This window comes from Arthrobacter sp. 754, assembly GCF_040548695.1.
Classification (GTDB): domain Bacteria; phylum Actinomycetota; class Actinomycetes; order Actinomycetales; family Micrococcaceae; genus Arthrobacter.
In genome coordinates this window covers 203626-227264 of sequence record NZ_JBEPSC010000007.1, presented here as the reverse complement: position 1 = coordinate 227264, position 23639 = coordinate 203626, and the positions used below count along the sequence as shown (strand labels likewise).

Below are 23639 nucleotides of genomic sequence, written 5' to 3'. Positions count from 1 at the left end.
TCGCATCTATCAGTACTCTTTCGCTGATAGGGCTCATTTTTACGGATTCTAATTGGGGTTCCCGAACGCGCGTTTGCTGCCTGCTCCAAATCGAGAACGAAGGCGGGGAGAAGGCATCCTAGATATCTTCCTGTTCTTCGTAGGAGCTCCTTTCGTGGTCGTCGCAGGGACTTCAAACTCGTCTAGACTGGCTTTGGTCAGCTCTAGCCCGTCGCTATGTTTGCTGAAACCAGGACCAAAAGTGGCGACCATTGCTGCAATGGACAGCAAAGGGAGCAAGGGCTTTGTAAGTTCAATTAGACTTGCCGAGAAGCTTCCGTACCAGCCAACATTCAACCCCGCTATGCTGCCGCTATAGACAACAAAGCATATGAGAGCAAGGTAACCAACAGCTAGAGACCTAGCTGTTTCAGTAGCCTTTGCAAATTGGTCCGCCTCGAGAGTTCGGACCTTTATGGCCCAAGTTGCGAGCAGAATAGTGCCGGCTATGTGTGGTACAAAAAACCCAACTATAAGCGCTGCCCACTCGCTTCCACTTGCGGCCGGAAAAACAATAGAGACCGCTGTCGAAATAGTGTTTGAGGGAAGGGCGCGGATGGAAACAGGGACGGCGAACGCAAGGATGATGATATCAACCACGGCGGGAAGCCAAAGTAAGATTAAGAGGAACGTGCGCGCGTGGTTTCTCCTTTTGCCCGCGGCTTTCGTTTTAGCCTTCTGCGCAGTCGTGTCCCGACGCAAGCGTTCTGTGACCCACGCGAGTTGCCCCCAAGGAGCCAACGGTGTCAACGACGATGCCGGTTGGAACCAATTGGTGCATAACGGCAAGTTGCTCGACTAGCCGGTCGCGACGCGCGATTGCTGTGCGAATATCTCGATATGCTCGAACGTCCTTCGCGAAGGAACGCAACGCTACGAGCGTGGCGGGAACCATGGCGACGATGCTAAAGGCAAAAATATTCGCGAGGGCTTCAGCTATCACAACGAGTATTGGCACCCACATACTTTACTGGAGGCGGCGCGACACAATCTCAGACCAGGATAGGCCCTCGGCAAAGGCTTTCTGTCAGAACTTCACGCCCAGGAGGCCCCCAGTGTCCGTGTCGAGGACTGTGCGGACAATCCCGTCGGAGAACCATTCAGCGTCGCGGATTTCAGGATGCACGTCGTTAGAATTCAGGGCACAAATGTATTGTGCCCTGACGGATGAAACCGTTTCAGAAGCAAGTTGCAGCGCAGAAGCGGTCTGGCGGGGATCTACGCCGTCGAAGACGCTGGAGTCATGGATGAGGAAGTCTGGATGGTGAGAACTATCAACCCCTTCTTCCAAAAGAGCCAGATCAAGGCAGAAGAGCTTCATCTTGTTTACCCCGGTGCTGTTTTGACCAGCAACGTTGATGGCGAACTTGTAGCCGTCGTTGTCAACGGCGGCTGTTAGCACTCCCCCCACCCCGTACAGTCGTCTCATCCGCTCGTCGAAGCGATTGGCGATTCGATCGAGCTTCTTCCTTGATCGGTTCAGCTGGGTTTGTGCTTCCTGGCGATGGGTTGAGCGTTCCGCCAGGAGGCGCTCCTGGCTTTCCGTGACGTCGCGCACCTGCTGCAGACGCAGTTCAATTTCTGATAGACGGCGTTGGAATGTTGAGGCTTGGTCTTTGAGCGCTAAAAGTTCATCGATGGCTCCGCCAGCGTTTATCGCGCGAAAGAGTTCCATTCGTTCATTTGTGAGCTCATCCAACTGCCTCTTCCGCTCCTGTTGGACATCCACGAGTGCGGACAGGGATTGCTCGATGAATACTTTGCGGTTCTGTGCCAGCCGGGTGTGGAAGGCCTTCACATCGCTGAGACGCTGGCGTACGTTTTCACCTAACAAAGTTCCGGCCTGCTCGTATAGAAAGGACACATCGGCGTCTAATGTGTCCTCGGCCTCTTGGACTGCCTCGCGCAGGGCATCGCCGTACAGGGTCATCATTCGGCTATCTTCGAATGCTTCATCGCGCAATCGAGAGAGAGCCTCGGTCAACCGATCGGCTTGCTGAATAAGTGCTTGTGGATCATCTAGTATCTGGAAATCGTTGGCCCGAGTCTGGAATTCGTGGAATTGACGCTGCGCCTCCGAGCGTTCAATCAGGAGATCGCTTTCTCCGGAAAAGCTCGGCAGGAGTCCTTGGTCAGCGGCACTGGTTATCGAACTCAGTGCAGCAGACTTTTGGCCCAGTTCCTGTAGGTCTCTGATAATCCGCCAATCAAGGCCAAACATGAAAGCAAGGTGTTGGCGCGCACTCCAACCTGGTTGCAGGGGGAACGCCTTCAAGGGATCTGCTCCGGAATCTATACGAATGACGTAGCTGAGAAGCGTTCTGGCAGATAGACCGAAGCTGCCTGACGTATTATCTTGATCAAGCGAGAAGAAGGCTAGGCCCAGAAGTTCCTTCCAGCTCTCGAGAGAAATTTGTCCCTCAGATACGTATAGCTCCATGACGGTCTTGAGTTCAGGTGAGTAATAGATGCCTAGTCCTGTGCCCCCTCCAAGTCTGCGGGTGACGGTGACATCTTCGTTAAATAGCTCCAACGTAAGGCTGAATTCCCAACCGTCGTCTTTGAGCGGTGCAAGCTGTTTGGGCAGATTGCCACCCAGCATGAAACGCACAATGTGGAATAATGTTGTTTTACCGCGAGCGTTTCGGCTGTCTGTTGACAATGCGTCCGGGGCTTGCTCCGCCAACACAACATTCAGCCCTTCTCTGAAGAAAATCGGCCGGAAGGCATCTTTGTTGGCAGTTAGTTTCTTAAGCATCAGGGCGTCCCTTTCGGACTAAGTCTTTGTCCACTACTATGCTGCCGGCCAAATAAAGCCAATCCATTGTGAATACAAAATTGTCGTAAGTGAGATGGGGCATGTGCCGCTTGGATTCGACGTACAGGCGAGCCACTGAATAGGGTTCATTTTGGAGCACCGAAAGGACGACGGCTCCTTGTCCTACTAAGGACTGTCTGAGTGGTACGTATTTGTCAGGGAGTAGCTGGCTCATGCTCAAAAATCTCGCATCGCTCGAACAAGAAGGAAACTACGGCTAGGGCCGCCGCCCTTGAGCTGGGCGTATCCTCTGGACCTGAGTTTTCATAGGCATGGAAGAGAATGCTCTCGAAGACATCATCGGGGGTCAAGCCATCTGAAATACCCTGGTAGTACGATGCCTTAAACCTTGAGGCAAGTCGTGTCCCGAATTGCTGGGCACTCCGGGATTGGAATTCAACAAACTCCGCTACTCTTCCCGCTTGGGCGAGTCCGTCCCCAATCTTTGCCTGCGTGCCATCACTGAGCCCATTCAGCTCAACCTTTTCAGCAATAGCCAAGGGCACGTCGATCCTGGTGCTGACTACCGGAATGGATCCAATAACTCGACATACGGTTTCAAGGTCTGCGTAACCTATCTCGCCCAGAGCGTGCCTCACCGCCCGAGACAGCCGTGCTTCGTGCTTAGCCTTTGCTTCGCGCAGGTATGCAACGGTGTGGTAATCGAGTTGGGAGTCGATGACGTCGTGGTGGGTGCCGCACAGAAAGATCAGGTTGTCTGCCGACGATCGCTGCACGTCAGTCATGGAGGCGGCGTAGCGTGGGCCGCCAGGACTTGCTGCGCAAATGTGGGCGAATTTGCCGACCGATTTGGCGCTGTCCAAAGGACTCGTGGCTTCGACGACTAGCGCCGCTCCACAATCAGGATAGGCGCATCGATTGTGGCTCTTCTGAGCAACAATTTTCTCTTGAGTGGCAGACGATCTTGTCCGACCGGTGCCTGTAGTCATTTCGGCAGTATATCCGTGTACTCGCCGCACGCCGGTAGCCTCGCCGCGCTAGACGCGGCGCCACGGATACTTCGCACAAAGATTGGATGGTCTAATTAGAGTTCCGATTTTTAGCGTCAACAGTGGAGCGCATAATGCCAGCCGCATCCAATGACAATCCGACGGCCGTTGTCGTGGACACCAATGCCTTCTTCGAAGGACGTCTCACGAGAAGCACTCTAAACTCACTGAGTACGATGGCGTCCCTGGGGCTTCACGTGATCGTACCTGACGTCGTTTGCCGGGAATTAGCAAGCCATGCATGGGAAGCATATGTCGATGTAGAGGAATTGCTCCTGCTGACGGCCGTCGACAATCGCTCCATCGATCAACCCCAAAAGATTTACAAGAACTTCGTTAGTCAGATTCAGGCATCGGGGGCGGTGATTGGGAGGTCCCCAGATTCTTACTACCGGGAGGGGTTGCTAGCGCAGATTCTCAAGGCCCCGACCGCATCCCCCAAGAGCGGCGTAACGACTGGGGCCGTTGACCACATCGTGTATATGCACGCACTGGCGGCGAGCGCTAAGTACTCCACCGTGGCAGTTGTCACGAATGACAAAGCACTTCGTACAGCACTTTCGCCCCGCCCAGGCGTGCAAGTGTTTCCTGATCTTGCTAGCGTCCGAAAGGGCGATGTGTCGCATATGCGGCTTCCCCTCCAGGATGCCCTTCGAGCCTTGGAAATTCTGCTCTCACCGGAATTCAAGACTGTCTTGGCCGAGAAACTCCACCCCAGCTACGTAGATCAAGTGACCGTCGTGGGCGTTGGCGACATCCTTCGAATTAATGACAGACAGATCGCTACGTATGTAGACGTATCAGCACCGTACTTTACGGGAAGCATGGAATACTACGGCCACAATGTTGAGAGATGGCAGTTGACAGTAGATGTGTCGAGCTTCGATATCGAACGCGAAGGACGTATAGGCACAGACCCTTTTGCCGCGTGGCCTCCAGAAGTGACAACCATCGAGGAATATCTGGCCACGGAACTCAGCATGATTCCGTCCGTTCTCCGCCCCGTCCCGGAAAACGAGTTCGTTAGCGACCTAAGAACTCCGATCACGTATGTGCACACAGAGGGTACTGACGTGGCGTTCCACATACATAGAAAGCAAGTGGCAAACGTTCTGCATTCCCGGTATTCAGTCCTAAGGGAGTATGGCCACGGCGATGATGTGTTTGTGGACGAGACACAGCAAACTGAAATATTGCTCCAGATCTCCGGCGTCGCAGCTTCGAAGCTCCTCAAGGGCGCGCTCGCTACAAACCTGATGAACAAGGCATTGGTTCTGCTTAGCTAGCGACAGGTAACCTTTGCTCAAGTAGGGTAAACGTAGGGCAGCTGGAAGGAAGCCGTCCACCCACCGCCGTAGTACACGGACACACAGCGCGACGTTGGAGCCACCAGACGTAACCTGTTTAGATGCCTCGTTTTGCGCTTGATATTGAGTCCGTGCCCCGTCCCGTCCGCGCCCAGGAGCTGCTGGATGCGGTGAACCACCGGGTGGTCATTGCCGATGGGGCGATGGGTACCATGCTGCAGGGCCGTGAACTCTCGCTGGAGGACGACTTCCTGGGGCTGGAGGGCTGCAACGAGATCCTCAACGCCACACGGCCGGATGTCCTCGCGGACATCCATGACGCCTACTTCGCGGTGGGCATCGATGCTGTCGAGACCAACACCTTCGGCGCGAACTGGTCCAACCTTTCCGACTACGGCATCGACGACCGGATCGAAGAGCTCGCCCGGAAGGGTGCCGAGATCGCCCGCGACCGCGCCGAAGCGGCAGAAAAAACAGACGGGCGCATGCGCTGGGTCCTGGGCTCCATGGGGCCGGGCACCAAGCTCCCCAGCCTCGGGCACACCACCTACGACTACCTCAAGCAGACCTTCGCACTGCAGGCCGAGGGCCTCATCGACGGGGGAGCGGACGCCTTCCTCATCGAAACCAGCCAGGACCTGCTGCAGACCAAAGCCGCGGTCAACGGCTGCAAGCAGGCCATCATGTCCCGCGGCATCCGGCTCCCCATCTTCGTGGAGGTAACGGTCGAAACCACCGGAACCATGCTGATGGGATCCGAAATCGGCGCCGCGCTCACCGCGCTCGAGCCGCTCGGCGTCGACGCCATCGGCCTGAACTGCGCCACCGGGCCGGACGAGATGAGCGAGCACCTGCGCCACCTGGCCAAGCAGTCCTCCGTCGCCATCGCCTGCATGCCCAACGCCGGCCTGCCCATCCTTGGCCCCAACGGCGCACACTACCCGCTCACACCCACCGAACTCGCCACCGCGCACGAACAGTTCATCCGCGAATTCGGCCTGGGCCTGGTGGGCGGCTGCTGCGGTACGACGCCGGAGCACATGGCCGCCGTCGTCGAACGTCTTGCACCCTTCCGCACTGCCGACGCCGTCGCCACCGGCGGGCGGGGCGCCGACGGCTCCCGCGTCCCCACCGAGCGTGAAGCCGGCATCGCCTCCCTCTACCAGCACGTGAACTTCGACCAGGAATCCGCGTACCTCGCCATTGGCGAGCGCACCAACGCCAACGGTTCGAAGGCGTTCCGCCAGGCGATGCTCGAAGAGCGCTGGGACGACTGCGTGGACATCGCCCGCGGGCAGATCCGGGTCGGTGCGCACCTGCTCGACGTCTGCATTGACTACGTGGGGCGCGACGGCGTGGCCGACATGAAGGAGATCGTCTCCCGTTTCGCATCGGCCTCCACGCTCCCGCTCGTCATGGACTCCACCGAACCGCAGGTGCTGCAGGCTGGGCTCGAGCACATCGGCGGACGCCCGGTGATCAACTCCGTCAACTACGAGGACGGCGACGGCCCGGAGAGCCGCTTCGGGCGCATCATGCCGCTCGTGAAGGAACACGGCACCGCCGTGATCGCCCTGACCATCGACGAACACGGCCAGGCGCGCACCACCGAGGGCAAGGTGGCCATCGCCTCGCGCCTCATCGATTCCCTGGTGGCCGATTGGGGGATGCGCGTGGAGGACATCATCGTCGACGCCCTGACCTTCCCCATCGCCACCGGCCAGGAGGAAACCCGCCGGGACGGCATCGAAACCATCGAGGCCATCCGCCAGATCACCGCGAAGTACCCGGGCATCCACACCACCCTCGGCGTGTCCAACGTGTCCTTCGGCCTGAACCCGGCAGCGCGCATGGTCCTGAACTCGGTGTTCCTGCACGAGGCCGTGGAGGCCGGCCTGTCCAGCGGCATCATTGACGCCGCCAAGATCGTGCCGCTCGCTACCCTGCCGGAGGATCAGCGCAAGGTTGCCCTGGACCTCGTCTGGGACCGCCGCGAATACGACGCCGACGGCAACATCACCTACGACCCCCTGAACGTCATGCTGGACCTGTTCGCCGGCGTCGACACCGCAGCGCTGAAGGACCAGCGCGCGGCCGAACTTGCGGCGCTGCCCACCGGCGAACGCCTGGCGCGGCGCATCATCGACGGCGAAGGCAAGGGCCTTGAAGAGGACCTCGACCTGGCACGGTCCGAGGGCATGAAACCGCTCGGCATCATCAACGACTACCTGCTCGAGGGCATGAAGGTGGTGGGTGAGCGCTTCGGAGCCGGCGAGATGCAGCTGCCGTTCGTGCTGCAGTCCGCCGAGGTGATGAAGGCCGCCGTGGCCCTGCTCGAGCCGCACATGGAGAAATCGGACTCCTCGGGCAAGGGCACCATGATCATCGCCACCGTGCGCGGCGATGTGCACGACATCGGCAAGAACCTGGTGGACATCATCCTCACCAACAACGGCTACAAGGTGATCAACCTCGGCATCAAGCAGCCGATCGCCGACATCATCGCCGCAGCCGAGGAACACAACGCGGACGTGATCGGCATGTCCGGCCTGCTCGTGAAGTCCACCGTGGTGATGAAGGAGAACCTCGCTGAGCTCCAGTCCCGCGGCCTGGCTAAGAAGTGGCCGATCATCCTCGGCGGTGCAGCCCTGACCCGCGCCTACGTCGAAAGCGATCTCGCGGGACAGTTCGACGGCGAGGTGCGCTACGCGAAGGATGCCTTCGAGGGCCTGTCCCTTATGGAGCCGCTGGTGGCAGTGTCCCGCGGCGCCGACCCCGCAGAGGTGGGCCTGCCCGCGCTGAAGAAGCGGATCCACCGCAAGGGCTCATCCCTCACCCTGACCGAGCCGGAGGCAATGCCCGGGCGTTCCGACGTCGTATCCGACAACGTCGTGCCGTCGCCGCCGTTCTGGGGCACCCGCATCGTGCGCGGCGTGGCACTCCACGACTTCGCGGCGTTCCTCGACGAGCGCGCCACCTTCATGGGGCAGTGGGGGCTCAAGCCCGGCCGCGGCGAGGACGGCGCCTCCTATGAGGAACTGGTGGAACGCGAGGGCCGGCCGCGCCTGCGCTACTGGATGGACCGCATCCTCGGCGAGGGAATGCTGGACGCGTCGGTCGCGTACGGTTACTTCCCGGTGGTCTCCGAGGGTGAACAGGTGGTGGTGCTGCACCACGGTACGGATTCCGACGGCGTCCTCGGCACCCCGGGCCTGCTCGCCCCCGACGGTGGTTCAGACGGTCCGATCGGCACCGAGCGGCTGCGTTTCGACTTCCCGCGCCAGCGCCGCGACCGTCATCTGTGCCTCGCCGACTTCGTCCGCTCCCGTGAAGCGGGGCAGATCGACGTCCTGCCGGTGCAGCTGGTCACCGCCGGCGGCAACGTGGATGAAGTGACGGCCAAGCTCTTCGCCGGCAACCACTACCGCGACTACTACGAGCTCAACGGCCTGGTCATGCAGCTCACCGAGGCCCTCGCGGAGTTCTGGCATGCACGCATCCGCTCGGAGCTGGGTTTCGCGGCCGAGGAGCCGAAGGACAAAGCCGGCCTGTTCAAGCTCGAGTACCGCGGTGCACGGTTCTCGCTCGGCTACCCCGCGTGCCCGGACATGGAGGACCGCCGCAAGGTGGTGGAGCTGCTGAAGCCCGAAAGGATGGGCGTGGTCCTCAGCGATGAGCTGATGCTGCACCCCGAGCAGTCCACCGATGCGTTCGTGTTCCACCACCCGGAGGCGAAGTACTTCAAGGTGTGAGCTGGGGTCCGGAACGGCCTTAACGCGCCTCCCAGGACGCGGAAGGCTAGGGCCTCAGGGCGCGCGAAAACTGTGCGACGACTTGATCGATGCCGCGAGGTCCGAGTGGAAGAAGGCCAACACCTCCGCAGCACGAGCCGCGTTGTTGGAGGATGTCGCGACAGCACCCGCGAAGACCGTGCTGATCGCGCAGTCGGCCGGGAGAACGCCGAGGATGCACACGCCGGGTTGCCCCACCAGTTCGCTGAGCTGCTGCAGGCCGAGATCGGCCTCGCCCGTGGCGAGCAGGCTCGCCACGGGCACGCCTGGACGGGCCTGCACAAGCCGGTCGCCGACCTCATCGGTCATGCCCCAGCGGTCGATCATTCGCAACAGCTCGGTGCCGCTCGGTCCGGTGGAGTATCCGATGCGGGACGCCGCACGCAGGGCCGTGCGAAGCTCATCGGCATTCGCAAAGGCCGTGCCTTCGGAACACGTGGCTGGATCGGCGGTGCGTGCGGGCACGCCCACGGCGACCTCCGACAGTACGATCGGGGCGATGGATGCCGGATCCACGTGCCCCTCGGCAGCGAGGCGTTGGAGAGCGTCCTCGGCGAGGAACACAAGGTCGAACGGTTCGACGGCGGTCACCCGCTGGACGGCGTCCACTCCGCCGACGGATTCGAGCTGCAGAAGCGGTAGACCCGCCGCGGCGGCAGCTTCAGCGAGGTCGGCGAGAACATGGCGGGTGGCCATCGACGAGATCCCCCTCATGCGGCATCTTCGAAAGTCTCGGCGTCAACTTCGGCGGCCGCTGCTGGTGCATATCGCGCGCCAGAGATGGTGTCCGTGCCAATCAGCTGGCCGGCCCGCGCCAGCAGCGCGCCGTCGACAACGATGTCGGCCGCCGCCATGTTCTCCCGCAGGTGCGCGACTTTCGTTGTTCCAGGGATCGGCAGAACGTGATCGCCGCGGGAGAGCAGCCAGGCCAGTGCTAGCTGTGCTGGGGTGCAACCGGCCTCCGCAGCCAGCTCCCGCCAGGAGGCCAGCAACGCCGCATTGGCACCCCAGTGCTCGGGCTGGAAGCGCGGCATGCCGCGGCGGATGTCGTTCTGGGACAGCTCACCCGGGTCCTTGATTGCATCGGCGAGGAAGCCCCTTGCGACCGGCGAAAATGCAACAAGAGTCACGCCGTCCTCGCGGGTGGCGTCGAGCATGCCAAGCTCGGCATTGCGACTCCACAGTGAGTACTCGTTCTGCACGGCCGCGATAGGGGTGATTGCCTGCGCCTCTCGCAGCCGCGCGACCGACACCTCGGACAGGCCGATTGCGCCGATCTTGCCTGCGGCGACCATCTCGGCCAGCGCGCCGACGCTATCGCCGATCGGCACCTTCTTGTCCCACCGGTGAAGGTAGTACAGGTCGATGTAATCGACGCCAAGGCGGCTCAGCGAAGCATCGACCTGTGCGCGCAGCGTGTCGGGGCGTCCATCGATGACTTTCACGCCGTCGACGGACGCCATCCCGCACTTGCTCGCCAGGAAGACCTCGTCGCGGCGCCCCGCGATCGCGGCACCTACAAGCTCTTCGTTGCGGCCGCCGCCGTACAGTGTTGCCGTGTCGAGCATCCCGATGCCTTCATCGAGAGCTGCGCGCAGCATAGCCAGCCCCTCGTCACGCGACGGGGGGACGCCGTACGCGTGGCTCAGCGACATACAGCCCAGACCGGTGGTGGGTAGCCTCACGCCAGCTGCTTCTCAAGCGAGCCGAGCACGCGGTAGCAGTCGATCACCTGGCGAAGCGACGAGTTCGGCTCGCGTCCCTCGCGGATAGCCGAGATGAATTCACGGTCCTGCAGCTCGATACCGTTCATGCTGACGGCGACATGCGACACGTCTATCGGCTCCTCACGGCCGTTATAGAGATCGTCGTAACGCGCGATGTAGGTCTCGGTGTCACCGATATAGCGGAAGAACGTGCCGAACGGCCCGTTGTTGTTGAACGACAGCGACAGCGTACAGATCGCGCCCGACTCGCTCTTGAGCTGGATCGACATGTCCATCGCGATGCCGAGTTCGGGGTGGATCGGGCCCTGGACCGCGTTCGCCTGAACGATCTTGCCTGCCTGGTAGGCGAACAAGTCGACGGTGTGCGCGGCATGATGCCACAGCAGGTGGTCGGTCCAGGACCGGGCCTCGCCCTTCGCGTTCGTGTTGGTGCGGCGGAAGAAGTACGTCTGCACGTCCATTTGCTGCACGTTGAACTCGCCCGACGCGATCCGGTTATGTACCAACTGGTGCGAGGGGTTGAAGCGGCGGGTGTGACCGACCATTGCGACGCGATTGGATGATTCAGCCGCCTCGAGCGCTGCCTCGGCGTCCGCGACCGAATCGGCCAGCGGAATCTCGACCTGCACGTGCTTGCCGGCGGCGAGCACCGCCTGGGTCTGAGACGCGTGGAGCCCCGTGGGCGTCGCAAGGATCACCGCGTCGACGTCGTCGCGCTCGAGTACGGCGTCCAGGCCGACAACGGCGTTCTCGACGCCGTATTTTTCGGCAACTGCCTGGGTCGGTTCGGGCCGCGTGCCGCTGACGACGGTTACCTCGGCATCGGGGATGTTCATCAGGCCGTCGAGATGTTTCATGCCGAAGGCGCCTGCGGCGCCGACGACGGCCACACGGATCTTGTCAGTCATGGGGGCTCCTTAGTCGCGGATACGGTCAGTCGGTCGGGTTTGTGAGAACAAGGTGGCCGACGGCGGTGTTCGACGCAGGCACGTGGTAAAAGCGGTGGTTCACCTCGGGGCTCTCGCCTTCGAACTGATCATCCATCGCACCGCGCGCTATGAGCCAGTCGACCAGCTCGATGCCCTCGGAGCCGGCCTCGTCGACGTACTCCATGTGCTGCCATTCTGTCAGGCCTACGGGGTCGGCGATGAGGTGGTCCAGGAATGCGTTGTCCCACTCCTCGTTAATGAGGCCGGCTCGCGGGCCCTGCAGCTGGTGGCTCATGCCGCCGGTACCCCAGATTTGCACGTTGAGCGGCTCACCGTCCCACTTGTCCAGCGCACGGCGGAGCGCACGCCCGAGTTCGTAGCAGCGACGTCCGGACGGCACCGGGTACTGCACAACGTTTACGGCGAGGGGGATGACCCTGACGGGCCATTCCTCGACATCGCCATACACGAGTGATAGCGGCACCGTGAGGCCGTGGTCCACGACCATCTCGTTGACGAGGGTGAGGTCGAAGTCATCCTGGATCACGGACTGGGCGATGTGTGCGGCCAGCTCGGGATGGCCTTTGACGTCGGGCACAGGGCGGGGGCCATAGCCCTCGTCCGCGACCGGGTAGTCCGCGCCGGTGCCCAGCACGAAGGTGGGGATGATCGACGAGTCGAACGCGGTGGCGTGGTCGTTGTAGACCAGGATCACGACGTCGGGGGTGTTCTCCTTGGCCCACTTGCGGGTCCACTCGTAGCCGCTGAACACCTTCTTCCAGTAAGGCTCCTCGGTCTTGCCATGATCCATCGCAGCGCCGATCGCAGGCACGTGCGAGGTGAACAACGCAGACGTGTACTTTGCCGGCGCGTCGGGGCGCATGACCTCGGACTTCTCGGTCGGCGCGGGAGGGGCCCATCCGTCGAGATCCTTCAGCCGCACGCCCTCGGGGCGACGGCCACCGCCGATCATCATGTCGCGGTAGGCGGCCTCGCTCATGCCGGTCATCGAGCCAGCCATCTGCTGGAAGCTCAGGCCGTGCGTGGCGCCGATCTTGCTGAGGAAGTAGATGTTGCCGCCCTCGGCCATCATGGCGTTCAGGTCCATGTCGATCACCGCCTGGTGCTGGGCGGGGCTCAGCGGCCACTCGTCGAGATAGGCCTCGCGGTCGGCGAGGTAGCGCTCACGGTTCTCGGGCTTCATCAGCGACATCGAAAACTGGTTGAGGTGGTAACCCTTGCGGGCCATCTCGGCGTCGAAAATGATGGTGCCGGGTACGTCTTTGTACGGCTTGTCGAGTGTCATGTCATACTCCTTCGGGCCAGTAGAGGCGGGTGGGATTGTCTACGAGCAGCTTGTGCTGCAGTTCGGGGGTCGGTGCGATGTGCGGGATGAAGTCGACCAGGAGCCCGTCGTCGGGCATGTGATCCTTCAGGTTCGGGTGCGGCCAATCGGTGCCCCAGAGCACGCGATCGGGGAACTCCTCGACGACGCGACGCGCAAAGGGCACGACATCGGTGTACGCATTTTGCTCGCCGTCGAGCGCGCGCGGGCCGCTGCTCGAGAGTCGCTCGGGGCAGGAAACCTTGGTCCAGACGTTCGGGTTTTCCCGCATGAAGCGCAGGAACAGCTCGAACTCGGGACCGTCCGGGTCTTTGGTCACGTCGGGGCGACCCATGTGGTCGACGACGAGGTCGGTGGGGATCGCCGAGAAGAACTCGTACAGCTCGGGCAGATCCTCGGCCTCGAAGTAGATGACCACGTGCCAGCCGAGCGGGGCGATCTTCGCGACAATCTCGTCGAGCGAGTCGGTCGGCACCCGGTCCACCAGACGCTTTACGAAGTTGAAGCGCACGCCCCGGACGCCGGCGGCGTGCAACTCGGCGAGCTCCTCACCGGTCACGTCGCGGCGAACCGTGGCGACACCGCGGGCGCGACCCTCGCTGCGCTGCAGCGCGTCAACGAGGGCGCGGTTGTCGGCACCGTGGCAGGTGGCCTGCACGATCACGTTGCGTTCGAAGCCGAGGCGGTCGCGCAGCGCAAACAGCTGCTCAGCCGAGGCGTCGCACGGAGTGTACTTGCGCTCCGGCGCGTACGGGAACTGCTCACCCGGTCCGAAGACGTGGCAGTGCGCGTCGACCGCGCCTGCGGGCACGCGGAACGTCGGAGTCGAGGGCCCGTCGTACCAGTCGAGCCATCCGGGCGACTTCTCGAAGCCGCCGCTGGTGTCGCCGTGCGCCATGGTGCTCATGCCTCCACGTACTCGAGGCCGGCCTTGGCCAGCGGCTCGCGCATGTTGTAGATGTCGAGCCCCAGCACGCCCTCGCGGAACTGCTGACGCTTGGCCTCCTCGTTATCCTCGCGCTTCTGGCTCGCGTCTGCCACCGCTCCGACAAGCTCTCGCGGGACAACCACGACGCCGTCGACATCGGCCACGACCACGTCGCCAGGGTTCACCACGGCGTTCGCGACCACTACGGGGATGTTCACTGATCCGAGGGTCGCCTTGACGGTGCCTTTCGAGTTGATCGCGCGAGAGAAGACCGGGAAGCCCAGCTTCTCGAGGTCGGCGACGTCGCGCACGCCGCCGTCGATGACGAGGCCCTTGCAACCGCGTGCGGTAAGCGAGGTCGCGAGCAGCTCACCGAAGAAGCCGTCTTCACTCTCGGTGGTGCAGCCGGCGACGATCACATCGCCTTCCTGCACCTGCTCGGCGGCGACGTGGAACATCCAGTTGTCACCGGGCTGAAGCAGCACCGTTACGGCCGGGCCACAGAGCTTAGCGCCGGTGTAGGCCGGCCTGATGTAGGGGCGCAGGAGCCCGACCCGCCCCATCGCCTCGTGGATAGTGGCGACGCCGAACTGCGAAAGCCGTTTGACGTCCGTGGGATCCGGACGTTCGATGTTGGTGCGGACGATGCCGAGGTTGTTCAGTCGCATTTGATGGTCCTCTCAGAGTCCGCGCGCAGTAAGGGCGCGGCCAAGACGTGGGTAGACACGGCGGGCGTTGGCTTCGAACACCTGCGCGCGCTGCGCATCGTTCAGGTTCGTGGTGGCGTCGACGTACCGCTTGGTGTCGTCGAAGTAGTGTCCGCTGCGCGGGTCGACGTCGCGCACTGCGCCGATCATCTCGCTCGCGAAGAGGATGTTCTCGGTCGGGACGACCTTGGTGAGAAGGTCGATGCCCGGCTGGTGGTACACGCAGGTGTCGAAGAACACGTTGTTCAGCAGGTGCTCCTCGATTTCGGGCTTGCCCAGCGCCATTGCGAGCCCGCGGAAGCGCCCCCAGTGGTAGGGAACGGCGCCGCCGCCGTGAGGGATGACGAGCTTCAACTCGGGGAAGTCGCGGAACAGGTCGCCCTGAAGTAGTTGCATGAACGCGGTGGTGTCGGCGTTGAGGTAATGCGCTCCGGTCGTGTGGAAGGCCGGGTTGCAGGACGTGCTGACGTGCACCATCGCCGGGATCTCGTATTCGACGAGTTTCTCGTATATCGGGTACCACGAGCGATCGGTCAGCGGCGGGGACGTCCAGTTGCCGCCGGACGGGTCGGGGTTGAGGTTTACGGTGACGGCGCCGAGTTCCTCGACGGCGCGAGTAAGCTCGGCAACGCTCGTCGCGGGGTCCGCACCGGGGGACTGAGGGAGCATCGCCCCCACCAGGAAGCGGTCGGGGTAAAGTTCGCTGACGCGGGCGCACAGGTCGTTGCAGATCCGGGCCCAGGTCTCGCTAACAGCGAGGTCTCCGATGTGGTGCGCCATGAACGAGGCACGAGGGCTGAATACGGTGACGTCGCTGCCGCGCTCGTTCATGAGCTTGAGCTGGTTGGCCTCGATGGTCTCACGGATGTCGTCATCGCTGATGCGCAGGGTCGCAGGGTCAGGAGCGTCCGCGCGTCCTTCAGTGAATGCGATCTGCAGATCACGCCAGGCTCCGAGCTGTGTTGGAGCTGTGGTGTAGTGGCCGTGGATGTCGATAATCACGAGTGTCGTCCTTGTCACTGAGTGTAAGCGGGGCGAGGGCAGCTGCACTTCGTTGGATCAGTGCTTCCCCAAACTGACTTTAGGGGTGTTTACCACTGCGGTCCAATAGATATGCAAAGACAAAGACATAGATAGAATCTATGGCATGACGTTCACCGACCTCAACCAGCTTCGGACATTCGTCACGCTCTACGAGCTGCGCAGCGTCACGGGCGCCGCCAGGCGCCTACACGTGACACAGCCCACGGTCAGCTATTCCCTGAAGCGGCTCAGGGATCGGTTCGGCGACGAGCTGTTCCGTCGCGAAGGGAACGACATGGTGCCGACCGCGAAGGCGACGCAGCTTTTTGGGCCCCTACACAACGCCTTGGCACAGATAGACGCGACCGTCATGGGATCGGACGTGTTCGAACCGACCGGATTCAGCGGCGAACTCGTCCTCGGACTCACCTCGATCGGCGAGCAGACGTTCCTCCCACCGATCATGACCGCCCTCGGGCGGGTCGGCGCCGATCCGCGAATACAGGTAGAACGGCTCGATTCGGACGAGGTCGAGAGCGCGCTGATCCGCGGCACCATCGATCTGGCACTTACCGTGTCGCGGATCGCCACACCGCGGCTGTGGAGGACGCACGTGCGTTCGGTCGAATACGTGGCTCTGTCGTCCGGGTCGCATCCACTGCCCGCGACCGGGCCTGACATGTTCGAGGGGAGGCGCTTTGTGCGGGTCTCCGCCCGTGGCGGGCACGTCTATCCTGTGCAGGCGCTGACCGAACACGACTTGATGTCCCAGGTCGTGCTGACCATGGAGGAATACGGCACCGTGCCCGCCGTGCTCGAGGCGACGGATCTGGTCGTCCTGCTGCCTCGACATGTAGCGGGGGTGTTCTGCGGCTGGTTCCCCCGCCTTCGCATCGCCGAGCTGCCCTGGCCCGGGCAGAGCACACCGGTGGAGTTGTACACGCGGCGCGAGGCCAGCCTCTCGCAGGCGCAGCGATGGTTCCGCTCGCTGGTGCTTGACGCGGTTGCGGCGGATGAATACAAGTCGTAGTCATAAGCGTCTGCTCGCGTCTCAAAATCGGACAGGCCCAGACGGAGCGCTAGCGTTTCGTCCTGTTCCAGCTGGCCTTACCCGGAGTTAACGGGCTACGCACATGGATGGACCATGACGAGTGCGGGTGGATCGTCAGAATCGCGTGCTCCCACCAGGCGCGGGCTTCGTTTGAGAGCTTCGGTAGAACCGCATCCTTGTCGGCGTAGTCCTCCGGACGGGGACGGAGCGCCTTCCAGACCAGCTGCACCTCGGGCGCCCCGGTCGGAATGCCGTCGACGTCGATCACTGCACGATCCCACGGCAGTTGCAGCCGGGGATCTCGTCGATAAACCCAGACGCTATCCGTGCCGTCCTCGACGTCGATCTGCAGTACCCATGCGCCCGTTGCGTCATCATGGATGCGGATCGGCTGCAGATCGGCATCCATATCAGCCTCTGCCCAAGGTAGAACGCCGTCGCCCGACGGAGCCCACGCGCTAAACGGCGCTGGTAAGGCCTGCACCACTCGGGGCAGGTCGGCGATCGTCGTGCTGACATCGATATTGTGGTGCTCGCGAGTGCTAGTGCCGAGCCAGTGGTCGAGCGCCACGCCTCCGGACAACCACCAACGCGCCGATGACGGCCCGAGGAGCTCCGCCACGACTCGCAGGGGCAGGGGTTCCCAGCGCGTCGCGAGGGTGGGTGTGGATGAGGCCATGGCTCAAGGCTACCCGTCGGCGGCGGTGGTTTGTCGAAATGGCAGGGACATCGAAGAAACCTGCGGGAGCAAGCGATCCAACAACAATTTCAGGCTCCAGCGTCATCGGTATCGACAAGGCCCGGGCGCGTTTGAGCTGGTTCGTCAATTCGCTCGCCGAGCACTAGATTGCCCTAAGTTCCTCCAGACTAGTGGCTGTAATGGCTGCGGCGGCCGCGTGCCGGGCTGCTTTCCAGCCGAAGGTCATTCCGGAGGCGACCTGCACGCCTGCGCCGGGGTATTCCGAGCCCATGACGGATGCGGCGTCGTTTCCCGCGGCGTAGAGTCCGGGCACCGGTTTGCCTCCGGTATCAAGTGCCTGCCCGTTCCCGTCGGTGAGCACCCCGTAGGCGGTTGCCAGCGGTGTGGGCACCACGGCCATGGCATAAAACGGGGCCTTCAGCAGCGGCCCGATGTTCGGGTTCGGCCCATGGTCGGGGTCCCCGGCCACCTGGCCAAAGAGCAGCTCGCCCTTGTGGAAGTCCTCATCCACGCCGGTGGCGGCAAAGCCGTTGTAGCGCTGGACGGTCGCTTCCAAGCCCGCGGCGTCCACGCCGATTTGCGCCGCCAAGCCGGCAAGGGTGTCTGCCTGGTACAGGTAACCGTCCCTGATGTAGCGCTGCAGTGCGGCACGCGGCAGGTGGGGCATCGTGATCATGCCCAGCCCGTACTTTGCCAGGGTCCGCGAGTCCACCACCAGCCAGGCCGGCACCGCGCCGGCGTCCGGGGAGGCGAACATGGCCCGCACGAAACGGTGGTAAGAACAGGATTCGTCCACGAAGCGCAAGCCGTTGGAGTCCACGGCGATTACGCCGGGACGCGCACGGTCCCAGATGTGCGGGAAGACCACACGGGAGCCGTCGGCGCGCTTTCCGATGGAGCTGGGGAACCACAGTGCGTTTTCCCCGTTGTCCCGGCCCAGGGCGGCACCGGCCGCCGTGGCCAGGGACAGTGTGTCTCCGGCGGACCCTTCCGCGGCGCGCGAGTAGAGCGGGGTGGGGGAAGGCAGCAGCTTCTCGCGCATTTCGGGGCTTTGGGCGAAGCCGCCGGCGGCGAGCACCACGCCCTGGCGGGAATGGATGCGTAGGTGCTTGCCGTTGTGCAAGACCACGGCACCGATTACGCGGTCCGCTTCCTTGAGCAGTTCGGTGGTTTGCGCACCGAATAGAATTTTGGCGCCGCGCTTGCGCGATTCGTGGAACATCCGGGCCACCAGCCCGTTGCCCATCACCAGGCGCGTGCCTCGCGGACGAGTTAGCCGGTCAAGTGCCCAGCGCAGGCCGAGTCGTGCAGCCAGAGCCACGGCCTTGCCACGCTCAGCCAGAGAGCCGTTGTAGAGCTTGAGCAAGGCGGACACGTCCGCGCGGCGCAACATCAGAGAGCCGCCCATGAGGGCGAACTCGGGTACCGGCGGACGGACGCGGCGGAAGTCGGCCTTGCCCAGCAGGCGCCCGTCGAAGGGGTCCGGTTCCAAGGCGCGTCCGGTCTTGCCGGTCTCGGGCAGTTCGGAGTGGTAGTCAACCACGGCAGGGGAGCGACGGAACGTGACGCCGAGGTCGTGCATCGCGTCCAGCATTTTCGGCGCGGCGTCCAGGTAGGCGAGCCAGCCTTCACGCGGGGCCTTGCCGCCCACCACGGCATCCAGATAGCGTGCGGCACGGTCGTAATCGTCCAGGATTCCGTCTTCACGCTGGAATCGATTATTGGGCACCCAACAAGTGCCGGCCGAGTAAGCGGTGGTACCCCCGAGTAATTCGGTTTTTTCCAAGGCCAGGACTTGCGAGCCCTGGGCGGCTGCGGTCAACGTTGCTGAGAGCCCCGCTGCTCCGGTGCCGAGCACCAAGAGGTCAACTTCGTGATCCCACTGTTCTGCCGGGGACGTTTGCATGTTTCTCCTTCGCGCACAACATTGTGTGCGTCACTGGCTGTCTGTCCTCCTCATTATGGGCGTCAGACAATGTAGCGTCCATGACTAATTAGATTATTCATTATGTAGCAAACAAGCATAGTCGCTGCCTGGTGCAGAGCTCCGGCGCGCCGTTCAGGGAACGGGTACATTCAGAACCATGACTGAGATCCGCTGGCTGGAAGCGTTCGTTGCGGTGGCCGAAGAACTGCACTTCGGCCGCGCTGCGCAGCGCCTGCACACTTCACAGTCCCCACTGAGCCAAACCATTCGGAAGCTCGAGGCGGATCTGGGGAAGCAGCTCTTTGAACGCAACACCAGAAGTGTGGCGCTCACGCCGGCGGGCTATGCCCTGCTGCCGCGCGCGTACCGCGTACTTCAGGAGATGCGGCTGGCGCGCGAGGCGGCCCAGGCCGAGGTCGAGGGCGTCCGGGGCAGCATCAGAATCGGGTTCTCCGGAGCCGTGAACCACCTGACCCTCCCGCCCCTCACACGGGCGGTGCGACGGCGGTATCCCGACATCAAAATGGACCTCACCAGCAGGGTGCGCACGGCGGACGGACTGGCCAGTGTCGCAAACGGAACGCTTGACCTTGCCTTTGTGGGGCTTCCAGAATCCCCGGTCCCCTCGGTTAGGACCCGACTCGTGGCCAGCGAGGCAATCGGGGCAGTGCTCCCGCTGGATCATCCGCTGGCGAAGGAAAAGTCGATTCCACTGCGCGCAATGGCTGCCGATGACTTCATCTCCCCGCCCACGGACGGCTCCTCCTCGATGACTGAGGTGATGCTCGCATCCTGCATGGCAGCAGGATTCCGTCCACGCATTGTCCAGGAACTGTCGGACCCGTACATGGTGCTGACCTTTGTGGCCGCCGGTGTTGGCGTCACGCTGATGAGCAGCGGCATAGCAGGCATCATTCCCTCCGGGGCTACCTACGTGGCCCTTGATGACCCGCAGCACTATATGAACCACGCCATCGCCTGGTCCTCAGAGAACGATTCTGCCGTGCTGGCAGCTGTGCTGGCCGTCGTCGAGGAGATCTTTCCACCGCTCCCCAGATGACCGGACATATAGTCGAATAGCAGCATAGTGATAGATCATTTTAGTCGTGGACTAACAAAGTGATCACCCGCACACTGGATGGAGAAGCCGCGCATCGCGGCACACCAATTCGCAACCAGGCCCCACCTGCGGTGCCCTTGCGGTTGGACCCAGTCACATGAAGGGAACACCATGTCAGTGTCGACATCGGCGCCAGCACGACCCAGGAACAATGCGAAGATCGCAGCTGTTTCGGGGTTCGTCGGCAGCGCACTTGAGTACTACGACTTCTTTATCTTCGGCTCGGCGGCAGCGCTGATCTTCGGCAAGCTGTTCTTCGCCCCCGGCCCCTCGGCCATGCTGCTGTCCTTCGCGACCGTTGGCGTCGCCTACATCGCCCGTCCGCTCGGGGCAGTGATCTGCGGACACCTCGGTGATAAATTCGGCCGCAAGAAGGTCCTGCTGCTCACCCTGCTGCTGATGGGCGCCTCAACCTTCCTTATCGGCTGCCTGCCCACGTACAACGACATCGGTATGGCAGCACCGATCCTCATCGTGGCTCTCCGGCTCCTGCAGGGACTCTCCGCCGGCGGCGAATCGCCGGGGTCCAGCTCCCTCACGCTCGAGCACGCCCCCGAGAGTAAGCGCGCGTTCTACACCAGCTGGACAATGAGCGGCATCATGTTCGGCATCGTGCTCTCCACCCTTGTGTTCATTCCCGTGGCGTCGATGCCCGAAGACCAGCTGCTTGCGTGGGGCTGGCGCATACCGTTCCTCGCCAGCGCAGTGGTGACAGTCGTCGCCTTTGTGCTCCGCCGCCTCCTCGAAGAGCCCCCGGTGTTCGCCGAAGTCAAAGCACACGACGAAGTGGTTAAAGTCCCGCTCGTCACGCTGTTCCGGCACCACTGGGTCACCGTCATCCGCGTCACCGCAATGTCGCTGTTCACCATCATTAACACCATCATCAACGTCTTCGCACTCTCCTACGCCACGTCCGTCGTCGGCGTCGAAAAGGGACTGATGCTGACCGTGATCGCCGTCGCCAACCTCGCTGCAGTGGCCATGGGCCCGGTAGCAGGCATCCTGTCCGACCGGATCGGCCGCAAGCCGGTCTTCGTCTCCGGACTGGTGCTGCAGATGGGCATGATCTTCGTGTTCTTCTCGGCCCTGTCAGCCGCGAACGTTCCCCTGATCTTCCTCACCGGAATCCTGCTGATCGGTTTTGCCTACACAGCCACCAACTCGATCTACCCCGCCTACTTCCCGGAGCAGTTCCCGGTTAAGGTCCGCTACTCCGGTATGGCCATCAGCCTCATGTTCGGCCTCCTGCTGGCCGGCTTCGCCCCGGTGATCTCCGAACTCCTTATCGGCGGTAACAAGGCCAACTGGGTTCCTGTCGCAACGTTTGCCGCCCTGGCCTGCGGCATCTCCGCGATCGCAGCGCTGACCGCACCTGAGACGTTCAAGACTCCGACGGCCCTGCTGGGACTGAAGAAATCTGACCCAAGGCGCCACGCAGCTTCGTCCGCCACCCAGGAACCCGCACCGCGCCTATCCGGCATGGCCAGCGAAGCTTCCCGGACAGTTGCCGATAAGGCACAGGCATGAGCCAGCAAACCCTGGCGGGCACCTGGGCATTCCGGCCGCGTGAAGCTGATACCAGCCACCGGTTCGTGGTGGGCTTGCTCGGTTCCGGCATCGGCGGGTCCCTCACCCCGGGCCTGCACGAAGCCGAAGCCGACAGACTGGGCCTTGCCTATACGTACCGCGTCATTGACCTGGACGCCATCGGACAACCCGCGGAAAGCTCCGCGGCGCTGGTCCGGCACGCAGCCGATCTCGGATACGACGGCCTGAACGTCACGTACCCAAGCAAGCAACTGGTGCAGGACGGCCTGGACGAGCTTTCCCGCGAAGCCCGGATCCTCGGCGCCGTCAACACCATCACCTTTCACGACGGCAAGGCCGTGGGCCACAACACGGACCACACCGGCTTCACCGGCGGCCTCCGGGCCGGCCTCCCGTCCGCCGCCACCGACTCGGTGGTACTGATCGGTGCCGGAGGAGCAGGCGCGGCAGTGGCCTTCGGCCTACTCAGCACCGGAACCCGGCACCTGGTCATCGCCGACATCGAACCGGCGAAGGCCGAAGCCCTCGCCGCCCGGCTGGCCCCGCACTTTCCGGACAGCCAGCTGTCGGTAACCAGGACCGACGGCGTCGCCGCAAGCATCCGGGAGGCCGACGGGTTGGTGAACTCCACGCCCATCGGCATGGCAGGCCACCCCGGCATGCCCATGGATCCCAGTCTGCTCCATTCCGGGCTGTGGGTAGCGGACGTGATCTACCGGCCGCTCGAAACCGAACTGATCAAGGCAGCCCGCGGCAAGGGCTGCGCCGTCCTCGACGGCGGGCGCATGGTGGTGGGGCAGGCCGCCGCCGCATTCGAGCTCTTCACCGGCATCCCCGCCGATGCCGAGCGCATGCTGGCATCGTTCCGACAGGCGGTCAGCTAGCCATGGATTCCCAGGCACCGAGCACCATGGCCGAGTCCCGCTGCCTAGTCATCGGGGCAGCCAGTGGCATCGGACGTGCGACGGCGGCACGCCTCAGGGCGTCCGGCGCCGCGGTGACGGGTGCGGACCTGCCCTCGGCCACCTGGCCCGGTGGACCAGGCACCTCACTCGCCCTGGACGTCACCGACCCGGCATCGGTTGCGGCGGCAGTCTCCGCGGCGGCCCGGGAGATGGGCGGGCTCGACGCGGTGGTGAACTGCGCAGGCATCCTGGGTCCCGTGGCCCCGGCAGCCGCCACCTCGGTTGAGGACTTCGAACGCATCATGAAGATCAACCTGACAGGGGCGTTCATTGTCTCGCAGGCCGTCCTGCCGTTGATGGCCGAGGCAGGCTACGGCCGGCTGCTCCACATCTCCTCAACGGCAGGCAAGGAAGGCGTGGTCAACATGCCCGCCTACTCTGCCAGCAAGGCCGGGATCCTGGGCCTGGTGAAGTCTCTCGCCAAGGAGTTCGCCTTGTTCGGCGTCACCGTCAACGCCCTCGCCCCGGGCAATGTGGTGACCCCGCTTTTCGCGGAAGTGCCGAAAGAACAGCAGGCGGCCCAGGCCGCCAAGATCCCGATGGGCAGGTTCGGGACGCCCGCCGAAGCGGCCGCCCTCATCGAATTCATCGTTTCACCGGCGGCCTCCTACACCACCGGCTCCGTCTTCGACCTGTCCGGCGGCCGGGCCACCTACTAGCCCCGCACCAGCCTCTGCCGGACCGCATCACAATTTCCTACCAGC

General features: G+C 63.0%; 20 protein-coding genes. 7 read left to right on the top strand and 13 right to left on the bottom strand.

The genetic code is table 11. The annotated features are described in order from the left end of the window. Positions 1 to 48: 48 nt before the first annotated feature. The 4 genes from ABIA70_RS19610 to ABIA70_RS19595 form a co-directional block, all read right to left on the bottom strand. Positions 49 to 639 carry a hypothetical protein gene (locus ABIA70_RS19610; RefSeq protein ID WP_354149247.1) on the bottom strand — a complete coding sequence of 197 codons (591 nt, stop codon included), beginning with the start codon at positions 637 to 639 and terminating at the stop codon, positions 49 to 51. Between the two features lie 427 nt (positions 640 to 1066). Beyond that, entirely contained in the window at positions 1067 to 2797 is a 1731-nt protein-coding gene (locus ABIA70_RS19605) for a DUF2326 domain-containing protein (protein ID WP_354149246.1), read from the bottom strand. Further along, a complete protein-coding gene (locus ABIA70_RS19600; RefSeq protein WP_354149245.1) occupies positions 2790 to 3032 on the bottom strand; it encodes an ABC-three component system middle component 6 in 243 nt (80 codons plus the stop codon). Before ABIA70_RS19600 ends, ABIA70_RS19605 begins: the two co-directional genes overlap by 8 nt. Next, a complete protein-coding gene (locus tag ABIA70_RS19595) occupies positions 3013 to 3807 on the bottom strand; it encodes an ABC-three component system protein (RefSeq protein WP_354149244.1) in 795 nt (264 codons plus the stop codon). The genes ABIA70_RS19600 and ABIA70_RS19595 overlap by 20 nt, the downstream gene beginning before the upstream one ends. Positions 3808 to 3941: 134 nt before the next feature. On the opposite strand from ABIA70_RS19595, the gene ABIA70_RS19590 reads away from it, so the two are divergent. Together ABIA70_RS19590 and metH are read left to right on the top strand one after the other, a co-directional pair. Then, positions 3942 to 5153 carry a hypothetical protein gene (locus ABIA70_RS19590; protein WP_354149243.1) on the top strand — a complete coding sequence of 404 codons (1212 nt, stop codon included), beginning with the start codon at positions 3942 to 3944 and terminating at the stop codon, positions 5151 to 5153. 122 nt (positions 5154 to 5275) lie between these two features. Further along, positions 5276 to 8926, top strand: coding sequence for a methionine synthase (metH, locus tag ABIA70_RS19585; RefSeq protein ID WP_354149242.1), 3651 nt, complete (start codon positions 5276 to 5278; stop codon positions 8924 to 8926). Between the two features lie 54 nt (positions 8927 to 8980). Here metH and ABIA70_RS19580 read toward each other — a convergent pair whose 3' ends face one another. Genes ABIA70_RS19580 through ABIA70_RS19550 form a run of 7 tightly spaced genes read right to left on the bottom strand, consistent with a single transcriptional unit; the run spans position 8981 to position 15603 of the window. Continuing rightward, on the bottom strand, positions 8981 to 9679 hold the full coding sequence (locus ABIA70_RS19580; protein WP_354149241.1) for a substrate-binding domain-containing protein: 699 nt from the start codon (positions 9677 to 9679) through the stop codon (positions 8981 to 8983). Continuing rightward, the gene (locus tag ABIA70_RS19575) at positions 9676 to 10620 is read right to left on the bottom strand and encodes an aldo/keto reductase (protein ID WP_354149240.1); all 945 of its coding nucleotides are present in this window, start codon (positions 10618 to 10620) and stop codon (positions 9676 to 9678) included. Before ABIA70_RS19575 ends, ABIA70_RS19580 begins: the two co-directional genes overlap by 4 nt. A 26-nt stretch (positions 10621 to 10646) precedes the next feature. After that, positions 10647 to 11600, bottom strand: a complete 954-nt coding sequence (locus ABIA70_RS19570; protein WP_354149239.1) for a Gfo/Idh/MocA family oxidoreductase — start codon at positions 11598 to 11600, stop codon at positions 10647 to 10649. Between the two features lie 25 nt (positions 11601 to 11625). Next, positions 11626 to 12927, bottom strand: coding sequence for a protocatechuate 4,5-dioxygenase subunit alpha/beta (locus ABIA70_RS19565; protein ID WP_354149238.1), 1302 nt, complete (start codon positions 12925 to 12927; stop codon positions 11626 to 11628). A gap of 1 nt (position 12928) precedes the next feature. Continuing rightward, positions 12929 to 13873, bottom strand: coding sequence for an amidohydrolase family protein (locus tag ABIA70_RS19560; RefSeq protein WP_354149237.1), 945 nt, complete (start codon positions 13871 to 13873; stop codon positions 12929 to 12931). Further along, on the bottom strand, positions 13870 to 14562 hold the full coding sequence (gene ligK, locus ABIA70_RS19555) for a 4-carboxy-4-hydroxy-2-oxoadipate aldolase/oxaloacetate decarboxylase (RefSeq protein WP_354149236.1): 693 nt from the start codon (positions 14560 to 14562) through the stop codon (positions 13870 to 13872). Before ligK ends, ABIA70_RS19560 begins: the two co-directional genes overlap by 4 nt. A gap of 12 nt (positions 14563 to 14574) precedes the next feature. Next, complete coding sequence (locus ABIA70_RS19550; RefSeq protein ID WP_354149283.1) at positions 14575 to 15603, bottom strand: amidohydrolase family protein; 1029 nt, start codon at positions 15601 to 15603, stop codon at positions 14575 to 14577. 145 nt (positions 15604 to 15748) lie between these two features. Here ABIA70_RS19550 and ABIA70_RS19545 point away from each other — a divergent pair, with 145 nt between their 5' ends. Beyond that, positions 15749 to 16654 carry a LysR family transcriptional regulator gene (locus ABIA70_RS19545; protein ID WP_354149235.1) on the top strand — a complete coding sequence of 302 codons (906 nt, stop codon included), beginning with the start codon at positions 15749 to 15751 and terminating at the stop codon, positions 16652 to 16654. A 49-nt stretch (positions 16655 to 16703) separates the two neighbouring features. Here the strand turns inward: ABIA70_RS19545 and ABIA70_RS19540 are convergent, their stop codons facing one another. Next, positions 16704 to 17354, bottom strand: a complete 651-nt coding sequence (locus ABIA70_RS19540) for a nucleotidyltransferase domain-containing protein (RefSeq protein ID WP_354149234.1) — start codon at positions 17352 to 17354, stop codon at positions 16704 to 16706. A gap of 163 nt (positions 17355 to 17517) precedes the next feature. Further along, a complete protein-coding gene (locus ABIA70_RS19535) occupies positions 17518 to 19281 on the bottom strand; it encodes an FAD-binding protein (protein ID WP_354149233.1) in 1764 nt (587 codons plus the stop codon). A gap of 178 nt (positions 19282 to 19459) precedes the next feature. On the opposite strand from ABIA70_RS19535, the gene ABIA70_RS19530 reads away from it, so the two are divergent. The 4 genes from ABIA70_RS19530 (at position 19460) to ABIA70_RS19515 (ending at position 23594) form a co-directional block, all read left to right on the top strand. Next, positions 19460 to 20362, top strand: a complete 903-nt coding sequence (locus ABIA70_RS19530) for a LysR family transcriptional regulator (protein ID WP_354149232.1) — start codon at positions 19460 to 19462, stop codon at positions 20360 to 20362. Positions 20363 to 20533: 171 nt separating this feature from the next. Then, positions 20534 to 21949 (top strand): MFS transporter, encoded by a 1416-nt coding sequence (locus ABIA70_RS19525; RefSeq protein ID WP_354149231.1) that lies wholly within the window; start codon positions 20534 to 20536, stop codon positions 21947 to 21949. Continuing rightward, positions 21946 to 22854, top strand: coding sequence for a shikimate dehydrogenase (locus ABIA70_RS19520; protein ID WP_354149230.1), 909 nt, complete (start codon positions 21946 to 21948; stop codon positions 22852 to 22854). Before ABIA70_RS19525 ends, ABIA70_RS19520 begins: the two co-directional genes overlap by 4 nt. Before the next feature lie 2 nt (positions 22855 to 22856). After that, on the top strand, positions 22857 to 23594 hold the full coding sequence (locus tag ABIA70_RS19515; protein WP_354149229.1) for an SDR family NAD(P)-dependent oxidoreductase: 738 nt from the start codon (positions 22857 to 22859) through the stop codon (positions 23592 to 23594). Positions 23595 to 23639: the final 45 nt, after the last annotated feature.

Coding starts and splice junctions, on each gene's coding strand:
- ABIA70_RS19605 (WP_354149246.1), bottom strand. CDS start 2,797: ATGCTTAAGAAACTAACTGCCAACAAAGATGCCTTCCGGCCGATTTTC.
- ABIA70_RS19600 (WP_354149245.1), bottom strand. CDS start 3,032: ATGAGCCAGCTACTCCCTGACAAATACGTACCACTCAGACAGTCCTTA.
- ABIA70_RS19595 (WP_354149244.1), bottom strand. CDS start 3,807: ATGACTACAGGCACCGGTCGGACAAGATCGTCTGCCACTCAAGAGAAA.
- ABIA70_RS19590 (WP_354149243.1), top strand. CDS start 3,942: ATGCCAGCCGCATCCAATGACAATCCGACGGCCGTTGTCGTGGACACC.
- metH (WP_354149242.1), top strand. CDS start 5,276: ATGCCTCGTTTTGCGCTTGATATTGAGTCCGTGCCCCGTCCCGTCCGC.
- ABIA70_RS19580 (WP_354149241.1), bottom strand. CDS start 9,679: ATGAGGGGGATCTCGTCGATGGCCACCCGCCATGTTCTCGCCGACCTC.
- ABIA70_RS19575 (WP_354149240.1), bottom strand. CDS start 10,620: ATGTCGCTGAGCCACGCGTACGGCGTCCCCCCGTCGCGTGACGAGGGG.
- ABIA70_RS19570 (WP_354149239.1), bottom strand. CDS start 11,600: ATGACTGACAAGATCCGTGTGGCCGTCGTCGGCGCCGCAGGCGCCTTC.
- ABIA70_RS19565 (WP_354149238.1), bottom strand. CDS start 12,927: ATGACACTCGACAAGCCGTACAAAGACGTACCCGGCACCATCATTTTC.
- ABIA70_RS19560 (WP_354149237.1), bottom strand. CDS start 13,873: ATGAGCACCATGGCGCACGGCGACACCAGCGGCGGCTTCGAGAAGTCG.
- ligK (WP_354149236.1), bottom strand. CDS start 14,562: ATGCGACTGAACAACCTCGGCATCGTCCGCACCAACATCGAACGTCCG.
- ABIA70_RS19545 (WP_354149235.1), top strand. CDS start 15,749: ATGACGTTCACCGACCTCAACCAGCTTCGGACATTCGTCACGCTCTAC.
- ABIA70_RS19540 (WP_354149234.1), bottom strand. CDS start 17,354: ATGGCCTCATCCACACCCACCCTCGCGACGCGCTGGGAACCCCTGCCC.
- ABIA70_RS19535 (WP_354149233.1), bottom strand. CDS start 19,281: ATGCAAACGTCCCCGGCAGAACAGTGGGATCACGAAGTTGACCTCTTG.
- ABIA70_RS19530 (WP_354149232.1), top strand. CDS start 19,460: ATGACTGAGATCCGCTGGCTGGAAGCGTTCGTTGCGGTGGCCGAAGAA.
- ABIA70_RS19525 (WP_354149231.1), top strand. CDS start 20,534: ATGTCAGTGTCGACATCGGCGCCAGCACGACCCAGGAACAATGCGAAG.
- ABIA70_RS19520 (WP_354149230.1), top strand. CDS start 21,946: ATGAGCCAGCAAACCCTGGCGGGCACCTGGGCATTCCGGCCGCGTGAA.
- ABIA70_RS19515 (WP_354149229.1), top strand. CDS start 22,857: ATGGATTCCCAGGCACCGAGCACCATGGCCGAGTCCCGCTGCCTAGTC.